The following is an 18657-nucleotide window of genomic DNA, read 5'->3' as shown; positions in this document are numbered from 1 at the left end:
GCGATCTGGTGGGCGTGTGTTCAAGCGGTGTGGTTGTGTCAATCCGGACGATGGTCGCCGATGGGGGTTGCGTTGTCCGCGGCTGGTTGAGCGTGGTCACGGGCGGTGGTATTTCGTGGTCGAGCTGGCGGCCGGCCGGGATGGTGGTCGTCGGCGGGTTCAGCGCGGCGGGTTTGCGTCGCGGGCTGCGGCGGAACGTGCGCGGGGGTTCTGGCTGGGTGACGATGTGGATCCGGGGCGGGCCTTGGTGACGGTGGGCCAGTGGCTGGATGTGTGGCTGGCGGCGAGGAACACCCTTCGTCCGTCGACACGTCAGCTGTATGAGCAGCTGACCCGTGACTACCTGCAGCCGCGGTTGGGTGGGCTCGCCGTGTCGGACCTGACGATCGGGAAGGTGCAGGCGGCGTTCACGGCGTTGTTGCGAGCGAACGCGCTGCGGTCGCGGCCGTTGTCGCCGACCACGGTGCAGCGGATTCGTGAGGTGCTGCGGGCCGCGCTTAACGGTGCGATCCGGCGTGGATTGATCACGCACAACCCGGCGCGGTGGGTGGAGTTGCCCTCAGCGCGTCGCCCGCGGGCGGTGGTGTGGACCGAGGCCCGGGTCGAGCTGTGGCGGAGGACCGGGGAACGTCCTGCGGTCGCGGTATGGACGGCCGAGCAGACAGCGACCTTCCTCGAGCAGGTCCGCGATCATCAGCTGTACCCGCTCTACCACGTGGCGGCACTGCTGGGATTGCGCCGCGGGGAAGCGGTCGGTCTGCGGTGGTGCGACGTCGACCTGGCGAACCGGACGCTGTCGGTGGTGCGGCAGCTGGTTGAACGTGATGGCCGCGGTGTGTGCCTGCCGAAGACCGACGCCAGCTGCCGGATCGTCGCGTTGGACCGGGGAACGACCGCTCTGCTGCGCCGGCTCGCCCGGCAGGATCCGGCCGGTGATTGGGTGTTTTCTCATGATCAGGGCCGGTCGTGGAGCCCGAGTTACGTCTCCCGCACCTTCCGGGCTCTGGTGGACGAGGCCGGCCTGCCGCCGATCCGGTTCCACGACCTGAGGCATGGCGCGGCGACCCTGTCGCTGGCGGCCGGGAACGAGCTGCGGGTGGTGCAGGCCCTCCTCGGGCATTCCAGCATCGTGCTCACCGCGGACACCTACACCAGCGTCCTGCCCTGCCTGGCGCAGCAGGCGGCGGATGCGACGGCGGAGCTGGTCCGGCGCGCCGGGTACCAGCGCGGGGTCAAGATTCACAAGGTGGTGGTGCCCCGGCAGCGCAGCGGGTCACCACGGGCACGGGTGGTGACGCCAAGTCACTGAACCGGGGCGACACGTCGGCTGCACCCGGGCTGCACGCACGAGCAAAGCCCACCGACAGCGACCCGCAAATTGCAGGGAAACCGTTGGTGGGCTTTGCTTTCCGACTGTGCGCCATCAGGGACTCGAACCCCGAACCCGCTGGTTAAGAGCCAGCTGCTCTGCCAATTGAGCTAATGGCGCCGGTGTCTGCCGGAGGTTTCCCTCGGCGACGTGGAAAAGATTAGCACCAGCCGCCGAGCCTGTTTCAGGGGGGTCCCCTTGTGCGGGTTCGGGCGTTCCCGCCCCGGTGTCGGGGCTGGTCGGGCACACTGGAGCCGGACATGGACGACTAAACAGGCGGGTGGCATGAGGCGTTCGAGCGGCAGGTGGGCGCGGTTGCTGGTGGCCGCGGGGGTGATCGGCCTCATGGTGGCCGGGTGCAGTGGCAACCCTTCGGGTGAGACGCCGCAGGTGACGACGTCCGCGCCTGCGCCCAAGCCGGTGCTGAAGGCCGCCGCGCTCACGCTCACTCCGGCCAAGGACGCCAAGGACGTCGCGCCCGGTGAGCCCGTGACCGTCGCCGTTGCCGATGGGAAGGTCGGGGACGTGAAGCTGACCGGGGCCGACGGGAAGGCCGTCGGCGGGAAGCCGCGGGCGGACGGCGCCGGGTGGGACTCCGCCGAGTCCCTCGGGTACGGCAAGACCTACAAGCTGACCGCGACGGCCACCGGGACCGACGGGAAGCCGGTCACCGCGGAGTCGAGCTTCACTACCGTCAAGCCCGCCCGCCAGCTGGGCGTCTCGGTGAACCTCGCCGAGGGCGAGACCGTCGGCGTCGGGCTGCCGCTGATCTTCACCTTCACCGGCAACGTCGCCGACAAGGCCGCGGCCGAGAAGGCGCTCAAGATCACCGCCGAGCCGGCCACCGAGGGCGCGTTCCGCTGGTCCGGCGACAAGCAGGTGACCTGGCGACCGAAGGACTACTGGAAGAGCGGCACCAAGATCAAGGTCGACGCCGCCGTCTACGGCAAGCCGCTCGGCAACGGCAGTTACGGCCGCGAGGACAAGACGATCACCGGCGCCGTGGGCGACAAGCTCGTCGCGGTCGCCGACGGCGGCACCCACCAGATGACGGTCACCGTCAACGACAAGGAGGTCAAGACCATGCCGACCTCCATGGGCAAGCCGGGCCACACCACGCCGGCCGGGACCTACACCGTCATGAGCGAGCACACCGGCTACACGATGGACTCCGGCACCTACGGCGTCCCCGAGGACACCCCCGGCGGCTACCGCACCTTCGTCCAGTACGCCGTCCGCCTGTCCTACAGCGGCATCTTCTACCACTCCGCGCCGTGGTCGGTCCGGCAGCAGGGGCACAGCAACGTCAGCCACGGCTGCCTGAACCTGTCCACCGAGAACACGAAGTGGCTGATGGACACGTCCAAGAAGGGCGACGTCGTCACCGTGCAGAACAGCGGCGGCCCGAAGCTCGAGCCGACCGACGGCTGGAGCGTCTGGCAGCTGTCCTGGGACGAGTGGCGGACCGCCGCGAACTAGCGGTTGTCGTACTCCTCGCGGGCCGCGTCGATGTGCGGCAGGTGCTCGATGCTCCACGCCAGCAGCGGCGCGGTGGCCTCGCGCAGGGTGCGGCCCATCGGAGTCAGTTCGTAGCTGACGTGCGGGGGCATGACGGCGACGACCGTGCGGGTCAGGATGCCGTCGCGCTCGAGGTCGCGCAGGGTCACGGTGAGCATCCGCTGGCTGATGCCCTCGACGGATCGCTTGAGCTCGGTGAACCGCCGCGGCCCGTCCTTGAGCATGCGCACGACCAGTAGTGCCCACTTGTCCCCGACGATGCCGAGGACTTGGCGGGCCTTGCACGGGTCCTCCATGGTTACCTCCTGAGAACCGGGGCACCATTTAGTGCCGTATTGCCCGGTGCGCGTCGAGTGGATCACGATGGTCTCGGTTACCGAATGGTACCGAGGCACGAGGAGGAACCACTCGATCATGACGACATTTCTGCTGGTACACGGCGCTTGGCACAGCGGACGCAGCTGGGACCGCGTGGTCCCGCTGCTGGAGGCCGCCGGGCACCGGGCGTTCGCGCCGTCCTTGACCGGCTACGGAGACAAGGCGCACCTGCTGGCTCCCGACGTCGGGCTCGGCACCCACGTCGACGACATCGCCGGCCTGATCGAAGACGAGCAGCTCGACGACGTCGTGCTCGTCGGCCACAGCTACGCCGGGATGGTCGTCTCGGGTGCGGCCAACCGTGTCCCGGAGCGGATCGCGCACCTGGTCTACCTCGACGCGATGGTGCCCGAAGACGGCGAAACCGCGATCGACGTGATGCCGATCAGCAAGCAGCTCGTCGACGCGGCCGTCGACGGCTGGCGCGTGCCACCGCTGCCGGAACTGCCGCCGCCGCTCGGGCTGTTCGGGGTGACCGATCCCGACGACGTCGCCTGGCTGCGTTCGATGCTCTCGGACCAGCCGGTGCGGTGCCTGACGGAGCCGGTGCGGCTGGACGACCCGGCCGTGCGGGCGATCCCGCGCACGCACATCCACTGCGTCGCCGGCCGGCCGGAAGGCATCACCCGGCGTCCCGTCCCAGCGGGCGAGCGGGTGCGGGAGCTGCCGACCGGCCACGACTGCATGATCACCATGCCCGCCGAGCTGGCCGGCCTGCTGCTCGAAACGAGCTAGCCCGATTCCCGGACGAGCTTCCGCGCCTCGGCCTCGGTGTCGACCGCGGGGCCCGAGCCCCACAGCGGCTTGTTCGCCGTCTCGCGGCTGAAGTACACCGCGACGGCGCCGATCGCGCCGGCCGCCATCATGTACCAGGCCGGCCAGAAGTCGTGGCCGGTGGACGAGATCAGCGCCTGCATGACCAGCGGCGTCGTGCCGCCGAAGAGCGACACGGAGATGTTGAACGCGATGGACAGCGCGCCGTAGCGGATCGCGGTCGGGAACAGCGCGGGCAGCGTCGCGGGCATCGAGACCTCGAAGCAGAGCAGCAGCAGGCCGAGCCCCATCAGGCCGAGGAAGGTGACGACGAGACCGCCGTCGTGCACCAGCAGCATCAACGGCCAGGAGAGCACGAGGAAGCCGAGGCAGCCGGCCATCATCACTGGTTTGCGGCCGATCTTGTCGGTGATCCGGCCGCCGACCAGGATGATCAGCATCATCACGACCATCACGACGATGATCAGCAGCAGGCCGTGCGTCGCGTCGAGGTGCAGCTGCTCGGACAGGTACGTCGGCATGTACGACAGCAGCATGTAGTCGGTGACGTTGAACACGAGCACCAGGCCGATGCAGATCAGCAGCGAGGGCCAGTAGTCGGTGAACATCTTCCAGAACGGCTCGCCGGAGCGGCCGCGCTTCTCGGACTCCGCGGCGTGCTTCTGGAACGCGGGAGTCTCTTCGAGCTTGAGCCGCATGTAGAGGCCGATGATGCCGAGCGGGCCGGCGACCAGGAACGGGATCCGCCAGCCCCAGTCGAGCAGCGTCTCGTGCGGGACCCAGGTCTTCATGCCGGTGACGACGGTCGCGCCGAGCACGTAGCCCGAGAGCGTGCCGAACTCGAGCCAGGAGCCCATGAAGCCGCGGCGTTTGTCGGGGGAGTACTCGGCGATGAACGTCGTCGCGCCGCCGTATTCGCCGCCAGTGGAGAAGCCCTGCACCATCCGGGCGAGCACCAGCAGGATCGGCGACCAGACGCCGATGGAGCTGTACGACGGGATCAGCCCGATGCAGAGGGTGCCGATCGCCATCATGATCATCGTGACGGCGAGGACCTTCTGCCGCCCGATCCGGTCGCCGAGCGGCCCGAACACCAGCCCGCCGAGCGGCCGCATCAGGAACGCGGCGGTGAACGCCCCGAACGTCCCGATCAGCCGTACGCCGGGCGCCACGCTCGCCGGGAAGAACACCTCGGAGATGGTGTCGGCGATGTAGGCGTAGACACCGAAGTCGAACCACTCCATCGCGTTGCCCAGCGCGGCCGCCGCGACGGCCCGCTTGAGCAGCGACTGGTCGACCACGGTGATGTCCTCGTACCGCAGTTTCTTCTTGCGCAGCGTCACCCGTGAACGTTCCACGAGATCACCGTGCACCCCGGTCGAGACTCCCGCACGTTGAGCCATCCGGTCGTGAGGGTTACCACTGGCAGGCGAAGGCCATCCGGGTGAACACGGATCGCTACACTGGCCGCGCGCCTCTCGCCGCAGGGCGTTTTGCCAGGTTTTCGAGGGGTGTGCTGCTGCTCGTGGTGCCCCGAGGGGGTTACCCGATGTCGACGGTCGTCGTTCCGGAAGCACCGGTCGAGCGCAGGTTGCCGGCGCCGCTCTGGTGGTCCGTGCTCTCCGGCCTGTTGCTGCTGGTGGTGTTCGCGGGCTACACGGTGTGGGCCGGGATCTGGACGTCGACCGGCATCTACCTGGAGGACTTCAAGTCCTACGTGGCCACCGGCCAGGCGGTGCGCGCGGGTGCGCCGCTGTACGAGCCGGGCGTGTCCCACCTGCCGACGATCGGCGGCACGTTCAAGTACACGCCGTTCGCGGCCGGGGTGTTCGTCGCCCTGACGCTGGTGCCGAAGCTGCTCCTGCCGATGCTGGCCCTGCTGGTGAACCTGTTCTCGCTGCTGGCGGTCGTCTGGATCTCGCTGTGGCAGCAGGGTTACGCCCGCGACCACGGCCGCGTCGCGGCGACGGCGGCGCTGACGGCGTTGGCGCTGCCCCTGCAGCCGGTGCTGATGAACTTCACGGCGGGCCAGGTGAACCTGGTCCTGCTGGTACTGGTCCTGGCGGACCTGACAGGCCGCAACCGCTGGTGGACAGGCGTCGGCGTAGGAGTCGCGGCGGGCATCAAACTGATCCCAGGCATCTTCGTCATCTACCTACTGGCCACCCGCCGCTTCCGCGCAGCGGCAGTAGCAGTAGGCGCATTCGCGCTAACAGCCTTAGCAGGCTTCGTAGCCCTACCAGGCGACTCAAAAGCATTCTGGGCAGCCAACCTGGCCGACCCCTCCCGAATCACGGGCGACAGCGACGCAATGTCCCCGGAAAACCAGTCGATCCGCGGAGCACTCGCACGCCTACTGGGCATAGCGGACGTCCCAGGCCTCATCTGGATCCCAGTAGCAGGAGTAGTCGCCCTGGCGGCCCTCTGGATAGCAGTCCGAGCCCACCGCGAAGGCCGCGAGCTGCTGGCAGTGAGCGTCATAGGCGCAACAATGGTCCTGGTAACCCCCTGGACCTGGACGCACTACTGGGTCTGGTTCATCCCGTTCTTCGCAATGGCCGCCGCCGGCGCCCTACGCTCCCGCACTTGGTGGCCAGCAGCAATCCTCACGGCAACGTACCTGCTGACATTCGCCTGGAAGGTAGGAGCAGGACGCTCAAACGTCCCACTGGTAGGCCTGGTAATCCTCCCGGAGAACTACCCGCCAGCAGCCCAGGCGCTAGCCCACACCTTGTACGTCCTCCTGGCCCTGGCCCTACTGGCCTTGGCAGCAGCACGCCCAGCCTGGCTGAACCCGTCAAAGGAAGACTTCATACCCACAACCTGACCCCCAGGCCAACCACACGGGATGGGGGTCCGGGGGCACCCCCCGGCGGGGGTGTGGGGGTTCGACCCCCACAAGAAAAGGCAAAACCCCGGCTTGGGGAAGGTCCCGCAAGGGACCGACCAAACCGGGGCGACGGGGTGAGCGACGGGTTTCGAACCCGCGACCTCCTGGACCACAACCAGGTGCTCTACCAGCTGAGCTACGCCCACCATCTGAGGCAACCGCGTGCGATCACCTCGATGTCGTAATCGTAGCGGGTGCCCGCGCGTGGTTTTCCGGGGGGTTACCCCTGGTGCTGTTCGCGCACTTCAGCGGCGGCGGCTTTGGCTTCGTCGCTGCTGGGGCCGGGTTGGGCGACGAAGGCGACGCGCCGGTAGTAGTCGAGTTCGCCGATGGATTCCTTGATGTCGGCGAGGGCGCGGTGGGCGAGGCCCTTTTCCGGCTTGGCGTAGTAGATGCGCGGGTACCAGCGGCGGACGAGTTCCTTGATGGAGGAGACGTCGACGAGGCGGTAGTGGAGGTGCGCGTCGAGGGCCGGCATGTCGCGGGTGATGTAACCGCGGTCGGTGGCGATGGAGTTGCCCGCCAGCGGCGCGGTGCCGGGTTCGGGGATGTACTCGCGGATGTACTCGAGGACGCGGCGCTCGGCTTCTTCGAGGGTCACCGTGGAGCGGCGCACTTCTTCGGTGAGGCCGGAGTGGGCGTGCATCTCGCGGACGATCTCGGGCATGCCGGCGAGTTTTTCCTCGTCGGCGTGGATGACGATGTCCACTCCCTCGCCGAGCACGTTGAGCTCCGCGTCGGTCACGAGGGCGGCGATTTCGATCAACGCGTCCTTGCCGAGGTCGAGCCCCGTCATCTCGCAGTCGATCCAGACTAGGCGGTCGGTCACCTGGTGACCCTAACCCGACACGGGGACAAGAGGTGCGTTACCTGCACGTACGGCGCGTTTACGCTCGCGGGGCCGCCACCGGTGTGGTGCAGGACACAGATCGGGGAGTCGCGAGTGACGGAGCAGGGGACGCCGGCGGGCGAGATCGCCGCCGGTTATGCGAGTGAGGGTGCCGCGCTGGAGCTGGGTGCGGTGGTGATCGACGGGCAGGCGGACGCGCGTGCCGCCGTGCGCCTGCCGTTGGCGACGCTGAACCGGCACGGGCTGGTCGCGGGGGCGACCGGGACGGGCAAGACGAAGACGTTGCAGCTGGTGGCGGAGCAGTTGTCGGCGGCCGGGGTGCCGGTGGTGCTCGCCGACGTGAAGGGTGACCTGTCGGGTCTCGCGGCGGCCGGCGAGGCGAACGACAAGGTGTCGAAGCGCTCGCAGGAGCTGGGTGACGACTGGGCGGGGACGGCGTTCCCGGTGCAGTTCCTGTCGCTGGGGGCGGGCGGGAAGGGTGCGCCGATCCGGGCGACGATCACGAGTTTCGGGCCGGTGCTGCTGTCGAAGGTGCTGGGGCTGAACGAGACGCAGGAGTCGACGCTCGGCCTGATCTTCCACTGGGCCGACCAGCGTGAGCTGGCGTTGCTGGACACGAAGGACCTCCGGTCGGTCATCACGCACCTGACCGGCGACGAGGGCAAGGCGGACCTCAAGGGCATCGGCGGCGTCTCGGCCGCGACGGCCGGGGTGATCCTGCGTTCCCTGTCCAATCTGGAGGCCCAAGGCGGGGAGGACTTCTTCGGCGAGCCGGAGCTGGACGTCCACGACCTGATGCGCGCCCGCGACGGCAAGGGCGTCGTCACGCTGCTGGAGCTGGACAACCTGCAGGCGAAGCCGGCGTTGTTCTCGACGTTCCTGATGTGGCTGCTGGCCGAGCTGTTCGAGGAGCTGCCGGAGGAGGGCGATCTCGACCAGCCGAAGCTGGTGTTCTTCTTCGACGAGGCGCACCTGCTCTTCAACGACGCGTCGAAGGCGTTCCTGGAGCGCATCGAGCAGACCGTGAAGCTGATCCGGTCGAAGGGTGTCGGCGTGTTCTTCTGCACGCAGCTGCCCACGGACATCCCGAACAACGTCCTCTCGCAGCTGGGCGCGCGGATCCAGCACGCGCTGCGGGCGTTCACGCCGGACGACCAGGCGGCGCTGGCCAAGACGGTCAAGACCTACCCGAAGACGAAGTTCTACGAGCTCGACACGGCGTTGACGTCGCTGGGCATCGGCGAGGCGATCGTCACGGTGCTGTCGGAGCGGGGCGCGCCGACGCCGGTGGCGTGGACGCGGCTGCGGGCGCCGCGGTCGAAGATGGGCTCGATCGGCGCGGAGGCCGTCGCCGCTTCGGTCGCTTCGTCGGATCTGCACGCGAAGTACGCCGAGACGATCGACCGGGAGTCGGCCTACGAGAAGCTGGCCGCGAAGGTGGCCGCGCCTGCGCCTGTCCCCGAGTCCGCGCCCGCGCCCGCTCCCAAGAAGGAGAAGGAAGAGCCCGGGATGATCGAATCGGCGATGAAGAACCCGGCCGTGAAGTCGTTCATGCGGTCCGCCGCCAGTGCCCTGGGCCGGGAGATCACGCGCGGGCTGTTCGGCAACCGGAAGCGCTGAGAAAACCTGACGCGACCTGTCAGGTATCGCTGCCAAGCTGGCGCCCATCACCGACGAACAGGGGAAACCAGCCATGACCAGCACCGCCACCGCGTCGTTCGTCCTCGACAAGTGGGAGCCGCAGGCGACCGACGAGGCCGCGGGCACGGAGTTCGCCCGGGTGGCGATCGCCAAGACGTTCACCGGCGCGGTCGAGGGGACCAGCACGGTCGAGATGCTGACGGCGTCCAACGCGACTTCGCGCGCGTACGTCGCCTTCGAGCGTCTCGCCGTCTCGGTCGACGGCCGCAAGGGCGCGTTCGTCCTGCACCACACGGCCGACGACACCGGCCTGACGCTGAAGATCCTCACCGGCTCCGGCTCGGGTGAGCTGGCCGGGATCTCCGGCACGGCGAGCATCGAGATCGACGAGGAGAAGAACCACACCTTCACGCTCACCTACGAGCTGTAGACAGCGCGAAGGCCGTTTCGAGAGCCCCCGATTGACTCTCGAAACGGCCTTCGCCGTGTTCCCCGCTCCCCGAAGCGGGAGGGACGGGCCGCCCCGAACACGACCCGTCCACGTCTTTCAGTTGTTCACGATCTGGTCGACGATCTTCTTGGCGTCGTTGATCGGGATGGCGAAGCCGATCCCGACGCTGCCCGCGGAGCCGTTCGCCGATGCCGTCGGGCTGTAGAGCGCCGAGTTGATCCCGATCACGTTGCCGTTCGCGTCGACCAGCGCGCCGCCGGAGTTGCCCTGGTTGATCGAGGCGTCCGTCTGGATCGCGGTGTAGCTGGGCGAGTCGCTGGTCTGGTTCGAGGTGCGGTTGAACGGCGACTGCTGCTGTTGCTCGCCCTGGCCGATGTCGGACAGGTTCCGGTTCAGCGCGCTGACGATGCCGGTCGTGACGGTATTCTGCAGCCCGCCCGGCGAGCCGATCGCGATGACCTCTTGGCCGACGGCGAGCTTGCTCGAGTCCCCGAGGCTGGCCGCGGTCAGACCACTGGCGTTCTTCGCCTGGACCACCGCGATGTCCGCCTTGGTGTCCGCGCCGACCACACTGGCCTGGTACTTCGTGCCGTCGGACGTCGTGATGACGACGCTCTGGGCGCCGTCGACGACGTGCGCGTTGGTCAGGATCCGGCCGTCGGCGCTGAGGATGACGCCGGAGCCGATCGCCTCGCCCTGGTCGGTGGTGACGTTGATCTGCACGACGCTCGGCGTCACCTTCGCCGCGACGCCGCTGACGTCACCGGACGTGCTGTTGGCGACCGTCTGCCCCGTCGCCGCCGGCGCGCTCACCGACGTCGTGCCGTCCGCCGAGGTCGCGGTCAGCCCGACGATCGCGGCGCCGCCGACGCCCCCGACCAGCGCGGCGCCGAGCGCGGTCGCGCCGACCAGCATCGCGACCCGGCCGCCCCGGCGCGGCTTCTTGAGGGCCTGCGGTGCCGGCGGCTGCGGGGTGAAGAGCGGATTCGGCGCGGCCTGCTGGGGGTAGGCGTACTGCGCGTACGGCCCGTACTGCTGGGTGTGCTGGTGCGGCTGGTGCCCACCGGGTGAGGCGGGGCCGGGCCGACTCTCGTTCTCGGTCATGAACCAAGATTCGCGCCTGTGCTTGTGAACAACCTGTGGAAATCCCTCAGGCTTTGCTGAGAAGAATCAGCTGAGAAAACTCAGGCGGTTCTCAGGCTTTCCGCGCGTGTCAGTCGAAGAACGTCGGAACGTCCAACGCACCTCCCGCCGCTTCGAACTCGTCCTGGACGGCCTTCCGCAGCTCGGCGTCGCCGAGGTAGTCCGCGGCGGTCAGGGCCAGCCCGAGCGCGCCGTCGCGGACGCCCGCGTCACCCGTCTCCGAACCGGCGGCGGCCGCGAACTCCTTGGTGTGCAACGCGACCGTCGGCCCCGAGATCCCGAGCATCGGGTGCAGTGCCGGCATCCGGTAGGAGAGGTTGCCGAGGTCGGTGGACCCGGTCAGCGACTCCGGGACGATGCCGGGCGGCAGCGGCTTGCGGCCGGTGCCGGCCTGGTTGACCGACCAGCGCCCGGCGAGCGTGGTGTTGAACCGGATCGGCAGGTAGGCGGCCTGGGCGTCCCAGATCAGCTCGACGCCGCAGCCGGTCATCGCCGCCGCGCCCTCCGCGATCGACGTCATGCGGGTGGCCAGGTCCCGCAGGGTCTCGGGGTTCTGGGAGCGCAGGTAGAACAGCAGCGCGGCGCGGGCCGGGATGACGTTCGGCCGCGCACCGCCGTCGCTGAACACGCCGTGCACGCGGTCGCTCTGCGGAAGCTGCTGCCGCAGCGCTGAGACGCCCTGGTAGGCCGCGACCGCCGCGTCGAGCGCGTTGCGGCCCATGAACGGCTGGGCCGAGGCGTGCGCGCCGACGCCGTGGAAGACCATCTCCAGCTGACGGCGGCCCAGGAACGGGTGCAGCGCGACGTCGTGGCTGAACGGGTGCAGCATGATCACCGCGTCGACGTCGTCGAAGACACCCGCGCGCGCCAGGATCTCCTTGCCACCACCGCCTTCCTCGGCCGGCGTGCCGATGAGGCTGACGCGCCCGCCGAGCCTCTCGGCCACCGCTGCGGCGCCGAGGAAGCCGCCCGCGGCGGTGGTGCAGATGACGTTGTGGCCGCACGCGTGGCCGAGACCGGGCAGTGCGTCGTACTCGGCGAGGACGGCGATGTGCGGGCCGTCCCGCTCGGGCGTGCTCACGCGCAGCGCGGTGTCGAGGCCGCCTACACCGACGGTCGCTTCGTGGCCGTGGCGCGCCAGGAGTTCCGCCAGCGCGCCGACCGAGCGGTGTTCCCCGAACCCCTCCTCGGGGTGGGCGTGCAGATCTTGGCTCAACGCCACCAGATCGGGTGAACTGCGCTCGACCGCTGACGTCACCTCGGCCCGGGTCGCCTCGTCCGCGCCGGTGTGCGGCGAGGACAGCGGCTCGGCCGCCGCCACCGCGTCGGCCGTGGCTTCGACCAGGGAACGGAGGTAGCTGTCGTCGGGCGGGACGGGTTCGGCGTGGGTCATGGGGCGATGCTAACCGCCACCCCCGACAGTTCGCGGCGCTCAGCCCAGCCGGGCCGCCACGATCTGCGTGACCCCGGCGTACCGCTCGGTGATCTCGGTGAAGCCGCGGGCGCGCAGGCTCGCCGCGATTTCGCCGCGGTCGAACATCTTCTGCCCGCTGACGATCCCGCCGACGGACTCCAGCAGCCGCGCGGGTTGCCGGCCGCGGCGCGCGCTGGTGAGCAGCACGATCCGGCCGCCGGGCTTGAGCACGCGCGTGAAGGAGTCCAACGCGGTCTCCGGCTCGGCGAACATGTGGAGCGCGGCGAAGCAGCAGATGGCGTCCACAGTGGACTCTCGCAGGGGGACGCGCACCGCGTCCGCGCGCAGGTAGGCGACGCTCTCCGGGCCGCCTTCGGCCAGGGCCCTGGTGAGCATCGTGCGCGCGCCGTCGAGGCCGATCGCGAGCCCGGCCGGGCCGACGGCCTGACCGAAGGCGCGGGTGAACCGGCCGGTGCCGCAGGCGACGTCCAGCGCGGTCCGGCCCGGCCTCAGGTCGAGGAGCTTCGTGGCGAGCCGGACCTCGCCCGCCATGCTGGGCCCGGCCGGGCCCTTGAGCGCGCGGCCGAGCGCGGGGCGCCAGTACCGCTCGTAGACCCGCGGGAGCAGGGTGGTGCGCATCAGGCGTTGCGTGATGCCGGTGGACGGGCCGGCCTGGTCCGCCGTGCCCAGCAGGTCGAGGAAGCCCGCGCGGGTTTCCGCCGGGGCCTCCAGCAGCTTCTCGAGCCGGTCGGTGGCGGTGGTCGGCACAGGCGCTCCCGTCGTTCGGATACCGGCAGTATGCCCAAGTCGAGGTCACTCGACCGAGTGAACAACTCCGAGCGCGGGCCTTCGAGGCCCGGAAATTGTCGGTGCCCCTTCCTAACGTCGTCGGCGAGGTGGCGATCCACCGATCACCGACTCCGAGGAGGAGACATGGCGGTTTCCAAGATTTCCGCACCGAGCGGGGAGATCCCGGTCCGCGGCCCGTTCGACCTGGCCGCGGCGGCGAAGTTCCTGACCGGGTTCGCACCCGCCGGGCGGCCGGAAGCGGACACGGAGCCCGGAGCGCTCCGCGTGGCGTTCCCGGTCGACGGCGCGTGGACGCCGGTGGGAGCGGTACTGAGACAGAGATCGCCGGGCGTGGTCGAAGTGGAGGTCCACGCCCCGGAAGAGCACACGGAAGCCGTCCTGGCGCAGGTCACGCGGATGTGTTCGCTGGACGTCGACGCCACCGGGTTCCCGGAAGCCGGCGGGCGCGATCCGGTCGTCTCGATGCTGCAAGGCCTGCACCCCGGGCTGCGGCCGGTCCTGTTCGCCTCGCCGTACGAGGCGGCGTGCTGGGCGGTGCTGAGCCACCGGATCTGGATGTCGCAAGCGGTGCGCCTGCGCCGCGGCCTCACCGAGCGCCACGGCGTGCAGGTCGACGTGGACGGGGCGAGGCTCTGGTCGTTCCCGGCGCCCGGCGAGCTGGCGAAGCTGGAGTACTTGCCGGGCGCACCGGTGCAGAAGCTGCACCGCCTGCGAGCGATCGCCGGGGCCGCGGCCGAGGGCCTGCTCGACGCGGCGACGTTGCGGGCGATGCCGGCCGACGATGCGCTCAAACAACTGCAGCTGTTGCCGGGCGTGGGCCGGTTCAGCGCGGAGCTGATCCTGATCCGCGGCGCCGGGCACCCGGACGTCTTCCCGCGCGGGGAGAGCCGCCTGCACGAGATCATGCGCGAGGCGTACCACCTCCCGGACGCGGGAGTGGCGGAGCTGGCCGAGATCGCGGAGGCCTGGGCGCCGTTCCGGAGCTGGACGTCGTTCCTGTTCCGGGTGGAGGGCGAGGCCCGGATGCGGGAGTCGCGCTGAGCTGAGCCGCGGCTGTCGTGTTGTCCGCGGCACCCTGATCACCATCCCCGCCCGAGCCGAGGAAGGAGGTGCGCCAACGAGCCGAACCCATACCGGAAGCCGCGGACCTCGCTCCGGTGGGGACTCACCGTAGCCAGATGTCGCCTGTGGTGAGGTGTCCGGGTGAGCTCGCCCGTTCAACTCGCGCTCGACAGCACGGCCCGTGACGTCCCGGCGGCCCTCCAGGCCGCCGCCGACCCGGCCGCGACCCTGCTGGAGCAGGCCCAGACGCCTGCCGTGATCACGTTGGTCGCCGGGGGTGTGGCGCTGCTGGTGGTGCTCGTCGGCGGCACGATGTGGCGGCGGGCGCGCAACGTCGTCACCATCGTGCACGAGGCCGGCCACGGGCTGGCCGCCGTCCTGGTCGGCCGGCGCCTGCAGGGCATCAAGCTGCACTCGGACACCTCGGGCGTCACCGTCTCGCGCGGCAAGCCCGAGGGGCCGGGGATGGCGTTCACCGCGATGGCCGGGTACCTGGCGCCGTCGGTGCTGGGGCTGCTGTTCGCCAGCCTGCTGGGCAACGACCTGGTCGGCACGGTCCTCGTGCTGATCGCGCTGTTGCTGCTCGGCGTGCTGGTGATGGTGCGCAACGCCTACGGGGTGTTCACGGTCGTGGCCAGCGCGGTGGTGCTGGCGCTGGTCGCCTTCGTCGCGCCGGTCGAGGTCCAGGCCCCGTTCGGCTACCTGCTGACGTGGTTCCTGCTCTTCGGCGGCGTCCGGCCGGTGATCGAGCTGCAGACCAAGCGCCGCCGCGGCCAGGCCCGCGACTCCGACGCCGACCAGCTCGGCCGCCTCACGGCGGTCCCGCCGATCCTCTGGGTCCTGGTGTTCGCGGTGGCCACGGTCAGCTGCCTCATCGCCGGCGGCCTGTGGCTGCTGGAGCCCGTGGCCAAGTAGCCACCGGCCCGGCCGGCACGGGCACGGCGCGGCGGGCCCGGCATGCCACGGCGGGCCTGGCACGGCGTGGCGGTGCTGCCGTGCTCCGGTACCGCTGGGTCGTGGCGCAGTCGAACCGTGGCGCACCTGAGCCCTGGCGCCCCCCACCGCGGAGCACTCGAGCCGTGGCGCACACGAGCCGTGGCGCGCTCGAACGCTGCGCACCTGAGCCGTGGCGCTCCCCACCGCGGCGCGCTCGGGCTGTGGTGCGCTCGACCCGTGGCGCCCCCTGGCCGCCGGGCCTGGCCCATGCGGCAAACTGGACTCTCGCTGGTCAGCCGGAGGGAGCCGAACGATGGACGAGGTCGCCAAGGCCGTGGAGGAATGCGCACGGGCTGCGAAGCTGGCCGCGCCGTCGCTTGCCGCCGCCAGTGCGGAGGCCGTCGACGCCGCCCTCGCCGGGATGGCCGAGCGCCTGCTCACGCACCGCGACGAGATCCTCGAGGCGAACCAGGCCGACGTCGAGCGCTCGAAGGCCGAGGGGATGAGCGCCGGTCTGCTCGACCGGCTCACCATCACCCCGGAGCGGCTGACCGGCATGGCCGAGCAGCTGCGGCTGCTCGCCGGCGCGCCGCACCAGGAGCGCTCGGTCGAGGTGTCCACGCTGGACGGCGGGCTGCGGCTGGTCGAACGGCGCCGTCCGGTGGGCGTGATCGGCGCGAACTACGAGGCGCGCCCGAACGTCACGGTCGACGTGGCGTCGCAGCTGGTCAAGTCGCGCAACGCCGGCGTGCTGCGCACGGGTTCGGCCGCGCTCGGCTCGGCGCAGCGGCTGCGTGAGGTGGTCATCGCGCCGGCGCTGACGGCGGCCGGCATCGACGCCGACTGCGTCCAGCTGGTGCCGCGCGTGGAGCGCGAAGCCGCGTCCGCGCTGGTGCGGCTGCCGAACCTGGTGCCGCTGGTCATCCTGCGCGGCAGCGGGGACAGCACCCGCGCCCTCGCCACCGAGGCCGCGGTCCACGGCGTGCGCACGCTCGCCCACGCCGACGGCGGCGGCGTCCTGTACGTCGACCGCGGCGCGGACGTCACCAAGGCGCGCGACCTGGTCTTCGCCAGCCTCGACCGGCTGGGCGTCTGCAACCGGCTCAACCTGCTGCTGATCCACGAGAACATCCACGACGACGTCTGGCCGGGCATCGCCGACGCGCTGGCCGAGCGGGGAGTGACGCCTTCGCTGGCCCCGCACGAGCACGCGATCGGCTACGAGTGGGCCCTGGACTCCGACCGCGAGGCGACGGTCACGGTCGCCACGGTCGGCGCCCTCGCCGACGCCGTCGAGATCGCGAACGAGCAGACATCGGGCCTGGCCGCGGGCATCGCGACCGAGGACGAGGCCGCCGCCGACGCGTTCTTCGACGGCTACACCGGCACGGGCGTGTTCTGGAACGCCCCGACCCGCCTCTTGGACGGCTTCAAGCTTCTCGCGGTCCCGGAAACGGGCATCAACCTAGACAAGGTCCCCGGCCCCCGCGGCCCGGTGACGTACACGGACCTCTACGTCCGCCAGTACGCCGTCCTGCCCGCCTGACCACGACCCGCAGCGAAGGACGAAGGACCTGCTCGGCCGCCATGAACACGGCGGCCGAGCAGGAGCCCGCTGGGATCCACAGAGCGACAGCACGCGGGGCGGAACCGGCAGGTCTGAAACCGCAGGCTGGCAGCCGTGCTCTTCACCACCGCCACGATCTTCGGAATCGGAAGGTCTGGGAGCGCAGGCTGACTGCCGTGCCCCTGACCACAGCCAAGATTTCGCGGCCGTCGCGCAGCGCGTCGGACTGCCGTGCCGAGGCGGCTCCCGGAGCCGGAATCCTTCGGCTCCGACGCCCGCGGGATGATTTCGCGAGGCCGGACAACCGCGTGCCGACACCTGCGGCGCCGGGACCTCGCGCATCGACCCCCGCGATGCGACCCGCCCCGGCGGTTCGACCCCCTGCGGTGCGAAACCTGCCGCGCTAGCGGCGGCGGCGCAGCTGCCGCACCGGGGCTATGCCGGTCAGCGTGTGCAGGTCGTCCGCTGTGTCGGCCGCGTTGGCGACCAGCTCCGGGCGGTCTTCCAGGTCGTGCAGGTGGCGGAAGATCGCCGTGGGGCCGTCGCCGACCGCGATGACCGCCACCAGGCGGCCCTCCGGGTCGCGGGTGAGGCCGGTCGTCACCGCTATCTCGCGGCCGACCGTGTCGAGCGTGGTGAGCGTCCGCTCTTTCTGCCAGCCTCGCGTGGTCATGTTCCCCTGCTCCGAGTTCGGGTGGTGACACGTCGTAGACGTCCCGATCGCCCGCGGTGTTACGGCCCGGCATACTGGATCGGGTGATCGACCGGCCGCACGTCCTGCTTTCCGCCGCGCAGTCCCTCGACGGCTTCCTCGACGACACCTCGCCCGAACGGCTCGTGCTGTCCACTGAGGACGACTTCGCCGTCGTCGACCGGCTGCGGGCCGAGGCCGACGCCATCCTCGTCGGGGCCGGGACCGTGCGGGCCGACAACCCGCGGCTGCTCGTCCGGTCGCCCGACCTGCGGCGGCAACGCCTGGAGCAGGGGAAGCCCGAACAGCCGGTCAAGGTCACCCTGACCACCCGCGGCCTCGATCCCGGCGCGCAGTTCTTCACCGTCGGGGACACCGAGAAGATCGTCTACGCCCCGCCCGGTGCCGCGGACCAGCTCAAGCACGTCGCGACCGTCGTCGACGCCGGCGATCCGCCCGACTTCGGCCGCGTTCTCGACGACCTCGGCGCGCGCGGCATCAAGAACCTGCTGGTCGAGGGCGGTGGCGGGATCCACACGCGGTTCCTCGCCGAAGGGCTCGCCGACGAGCTGCGGCTGGCGATCGCGCCGTTCTTCGTCGGGCAGCCGGACGCGCCGCGGTTCGTCGGGCCCGGGCTCTACCCGCGGCCGCTGCGTCTCACCAGCGCCCGCGAACTGACCGGCATGGCGATCCTCGAGTACGTCGCGGCCGACGAGCCGACCGGCCGCGACGTCCAGCGGCTCCGGGAAGCCATCGCGCTCGCCGCCGAGTGCCCGCCGAGCCACACCTTCCGGGTCGGGGCCGTCGTCACCGACGCCGACGGCGAGGTCATCGCGACCGGGCACTCCGGGGAGGGCGATCCGCTCAACCACGCCGAAGAGGCGGCCCTCGCCAAGTGCGAAGGCGACCCGCGGCTGGCCGGCGCGACCGTGTACAGCTCGCTCGAACCCTGCAGCAACCGCAGCTCGCACCCGCGCAGCTGCACCCAGCTGATCCTCGACGCCGGGATCCCGCGAGTCGTGTTCGCCTGGCGCGAGCCGCCGGTTTTCGTCGACGCCCAGGGCACCGAGCTGCTGCGGCAGGCCGGGCGGCACGTCGTCGAGGTGTCCGCGCTGACCCCGGAAGTCCAGCGTGAGAACACCCACCTGACCTTCTGACGAGCG

General features: G+C 70.5%; 17 protein-coding genes and 2 tRNA genes. 10 read left to right on the top strand and 9 right to left on the bottom strand.

Annotation, left to right across the window (positions count from 1 at the left end):
- The first annotated feature begins 115 nt into the window (after positions 1 to 115).
- Positions 116 to 1309, top strand: a complete 1194-nt coding sequence (locus OG439_RS27320; RefSeq protein ID WP_326943671.1) for a tyrosine-type recombinase/integrase — start codon at positions 116 to 118, stop codon at positions 1307 to 1309.
- Between the two features lie 107 nt (positions 1310 to 1416).
- On the opposite strand, the gene OG439_RS27315 is transcribed toward OG439_RS27320, so the two are convergent.
- Positions 1417 to 1489, bottom strand: a tRNA-Lys gene (locus tag OG439_RS27315).
- A 165-nt stretch (positions 1490 to 1654) separates the two neighbouring features.
- Here OG439_RS27315 and OG439_RS27310 point away from each other — a divergent pair.
- Positions 1655 to 2848 (top strand): L,D-transpeptidase, encoded by a 1194-nt coding sequence (locus tag OG439_RS27310; RefSeq protein ID WP_326943670.1) that lies wholly within the window; start codon positions 1655 to 1657, stop codon positions 2846 to 2848.
- Here the strand turns inward: OG439_RS27310 and OG439_RS27305 are convergent.
- A complete protein-coding gene (locus tag OG439_RS27305; RefSeq protein ID WP_247055967.1) occupies positions 2845 to 3183 on the bottom strand; it encodes a winged helix-turn-helix transcriptional regulator in 339 nt (112 codons plus the stop codon). The genes OG439_RS27310 and OG439_RS27305 overlap by 4 nt on opposite strands.
- A 118-nt stretch (positions 3184 to 3301) precedes the next feature.
- Between OG439_RS27305 and OG439_RS27300 the strand changes: the two genes are divergently transcribed.
- Positions 3302 to 4000, top strand: a complete 699-nt coding sequence (locus tag OG439_RS27300) for an alpha/beta fold hydrolase (RefSeq protein ID WP_326943669.1) — start codon at positions 3302 to 3304, stop codon at positions 3998 to 4000.
- Here the strand turns inward: OG439_RS27300 and proP are convergent.
- Entirely contained in the window at positions 3997 to 5442 is a 1446-nt protein-coding gene (gene proP / locus OG439_RS27295; protein ID WP_326943668.1) for a glycine betaine/L-proline transporter ProP, read from the bottom strand. The genes OG439_RS27300 and proP overlap by 4 nt on opposite strands.
- A 146-nt stretch (positions 5443 to 5588) precedes the next feature.
- Here proP and OG439_RS27290 point away from each other — a divergent pair, with 146 nt between their 5' ends.
- Positions 5589 to 6866, top strand: a complete 1278-nt coding sequence (locus tag OG439_RS27290; protein WP_326943667.1) for a glycosyltransferase 87 family protein — start codon at positions 5589 to 5591, stop codon at positions 6864 to 6866.
- A gap of 136 nt (positions 6867 to 7002) precedes the next feature.
- Here the strand turns inward: OG439_RS27290 and OG439_RS27285 are convergent.
- Together OG439_RS27285 and orn are read right to left on the bottom strand one after the other, a co-directional pair.
- Positions 7003 to 7075, bottom strand: a tRNA-His gene (locus OG439_RS27285).
- A gap of 74 nt (positions 7076 to 7149) precedes the next feature.
- Positions 7150 to 7758 (bottom strand): oligoribonuclease, encoded by a 609-nt coding sequence (gene orn, locus OG439_RS27280; protein ID WP_247055958.1) that lies wholly within the window; start codon positions 7756 to 7758, stop codon positions 7150 to 7152.
- Between the two features lie 114 nt (positions 7759 to 7872).
- Between orn and OG439_RS27275 the strand changes: the two genes are divergently transcribed.
- Entirely contained in the window at positions 7873 to 9399 is a 1527-nt protein-coding gene (locus OG439_RS27275; RefSeq protein ID WP_326943666.1) for a helicase HerA-like domain-containing protein, read from the top strand.
- A gap of 73 nt (positions 9400 to 9472) precedes the next feature.
- Positions 9473 to 9850, top strand: coding sequence for a DUF3224 domain-containing protein (locus OG439_RS27270; RefSeq protein WP_326943665.1), 378 nt, complete (start codon positions 9473 to 9475; stop codon positions 9848 to 9850).
- A gap of 117 nt (positions 9851 to 9967) precedes the next feature.
- Here OG439_RS27270 and OG439_RS27265 read toward each other — a convergent pair whose 3' ends face one another.
- The 3 genes from OG439_RS27265 to OG439_RS27255 form a co-directional block, all read right to left on the bottom strand.
- Entirely contained in the window at positions 9968 to 10975 is a 1008-nt protein-coding gene (locus OG439_RS27265) for a S1C family serine protease (RefSeq protein WP_326943664.1), read from the bottom strand.
- Positions 10976 to 11084: 109 nt separating this feature from the next.
- Complete coding sequence (locus tag OG439_RS27260) at positions 11085 to 12407, bottom strand: M20 family metallopeptidase (protein ID WP_326943663.1); 1323 nt, start codon at positions 12405 to 12407, stop codon at positions 11085 to 11087.
- 39 nt (positions 12408 to 12446) lie between these two features.
- On the bottom strand, positions 12447 to 13196 hold the full coding sequence (locus OG439_RS27255; RefSeq protein ID WP_326943662.1) for a class I SAM-dependent methyltransferase: 750 nt from the start codon (positions 13194 to 13196) through the stop codon (positions 12447 to 12449).
- A gap of 165 nt (positions 13197 to 13361) precedes the next feature.
- Here OG439_RS27255 and OG439_RS27250 point away from each other — a divergent pair, with 165 nt between their 5' ends.
- The 3 genes from OG439_RS27250 to OG439_RS27240 all read left to right on the top strand — a co-directional run bounded on the left by OG439_RS27250 (position 13362) and on the right by OG439_RS27240 (position 16782).
- Positions 13362 to 14279 (top strand): DNA-3-methyladenine glycosylase family protein, encoded by a 918-nt coding sequence (locus OG439_RS27250; protein WP_326943661.1) that lies wholly within the window; start codon positions 13362 to 13364, stop codon positions 14277 to 14279.
- A gap of 162 nt (positions 14280 to 14441) precedes the next feature.
- A complete protein-coding gene (locus OG439_RS27245) occupies positions 14442 to 15215 on the top strand; it encodes a M50 family metallopeptidase (RefSeq protein ID WP_326943660.1) in 774 nt (257 codons plus the stop codon).
- Positions 15216 to 15549: 334 nt separating this feature from the next.
- A complete protein-coding gene (locus tag OG439_RS27240; protein ID WP_326943659.1) occupies positions 15550 to 16782 on the top strand; it encodes an aldehyde dehydrogenase family protein in 1233 nt (410 codons plus the stop codon).
- A gap of 424 nt (positions 16783 to 17206) precedes the next feature.
- Here the strand turns inward: OG439_RS27240 and OG439_RS27235 are convergent, their stop codons facing one another.
- On the bottom strand, positions 17207 to 17476 hold the full coding sequence (locus OG439_RS27235) for a hypothetical protein (protein WP_247055940.1): 270 nt from the start codon (positions 17474 to 17476) through the stop codon (positions 17207 to 17209).
- Positions 17477 to 17559: 83 nt separating this feature from the next.
- Here OG439_RS27235 and OG439_RS27230 point away from each other — a divergent pair, with 83 nt between their 5' ends.
- A complete protein-coding gene (locus tag OG439_RS27230; protein WP_326943658.1) occupies positions 17560 to 18651 on the top strand; it encodes a dihydrofolate reductase family protein in 1092 nt (363 codons plus the stop codon).
- Positions 18652 to 18657: the final 6 nt, after the last annotated feature.

This window comes from Amycolatopsis sp. NBC_01307 (genome assembly GCF_035975215.1).
In the GTDB taxonomy this organism is placed as follows: Bacteria; Actinomycetota; Actinomycetes; order Mycobacteriales; family Pseudonocardiaceae; genus Amycolatopsis.
The sequence above is the reverse complement of the archived record's forward strand: the minus strand, read 5'-3'. Positions and strand labels throughout refer to the sequence as shown.

Bases quoted from the DNA above. Each gene is read 5' to 3' on its own strand.
- OG439_RS27310 (WP_326943670.1), top strand. From the start codon at position 1,655: ATGAGGCGTTCGAGCGGCAGGTGGGCGCGGTTGCTGGTGGCCGCGGGG.
- proP (WP_326943668.1), bottom strand. From the start codon at position 5,442: ATGGCTCAACGTGCGGGAGTCTCGACCGGGGTGCACGGTGATCTCGTG.
- OG439_RS27265 (WP_326943664.1), bottom strand. From the start codon at position 10,975: ATGACCGAGAACGAGAGTCGGCCCGGCCCCGCCTCACCCGGTGGGCAC.
- OG439_RS27240 (WP_326943659.1), top strand. From the start codon at position 15,550: ATGGACGAGGTCGCCAAGGCCGTGGAGGAATGCGCACGGGCTGCGAAG.
- OG439_RS27235 (WP_247055940.1), bottom strand. From the start codon at position 17,476: ATGACCACGCGAGGCTGGCAGAAAGAGCGGACGCTCACCACGCTCGAC.
- OG439_RS27250 (WP_326943661.1), top strand. From the start codon at position 13,362: ATGGCGGTTTCCAAGATTTCCGCACCGAGCGGGGAGATCCCGGTCCGC.
- OG439_RS27270 (WP_326943665.1), top strand. From the start codon at position 9,473: ATGACCAGCACCGCCACCGCGTCGTTCGTCCTCGACAAGTGGGAGCCG.
- OG439_RS27305 (WP_247055967.1), bottom strand. From the start codon at position 3,183: ATGGAGGACCCGTGCAAGGCCCGCCAAGTCCTCGGCATCGTCGGGGAC.
- OG439_RS27300 (WP_326943669.1), top strand. From the start codon at position 3,302: ATGACGACATTTCTGCTGGTACACGGCGCTTGGCACAGCGGACGCAGC.
- OG439_RS27290 (WP_326943667.1), top strand. From the start codon at position 5,589: ATGTCGACGGTCGTCGTTCCGGAAGCACCGGTCGAGCGCAGGTTGCCG.
- OG439_RS27260 (WP_326943663.1), bottom strand. From the start codon at position 12,407: ATGACCCACGCCGAACCCGTCCCGCCCGACGACAGCTACCTCCGTTCC.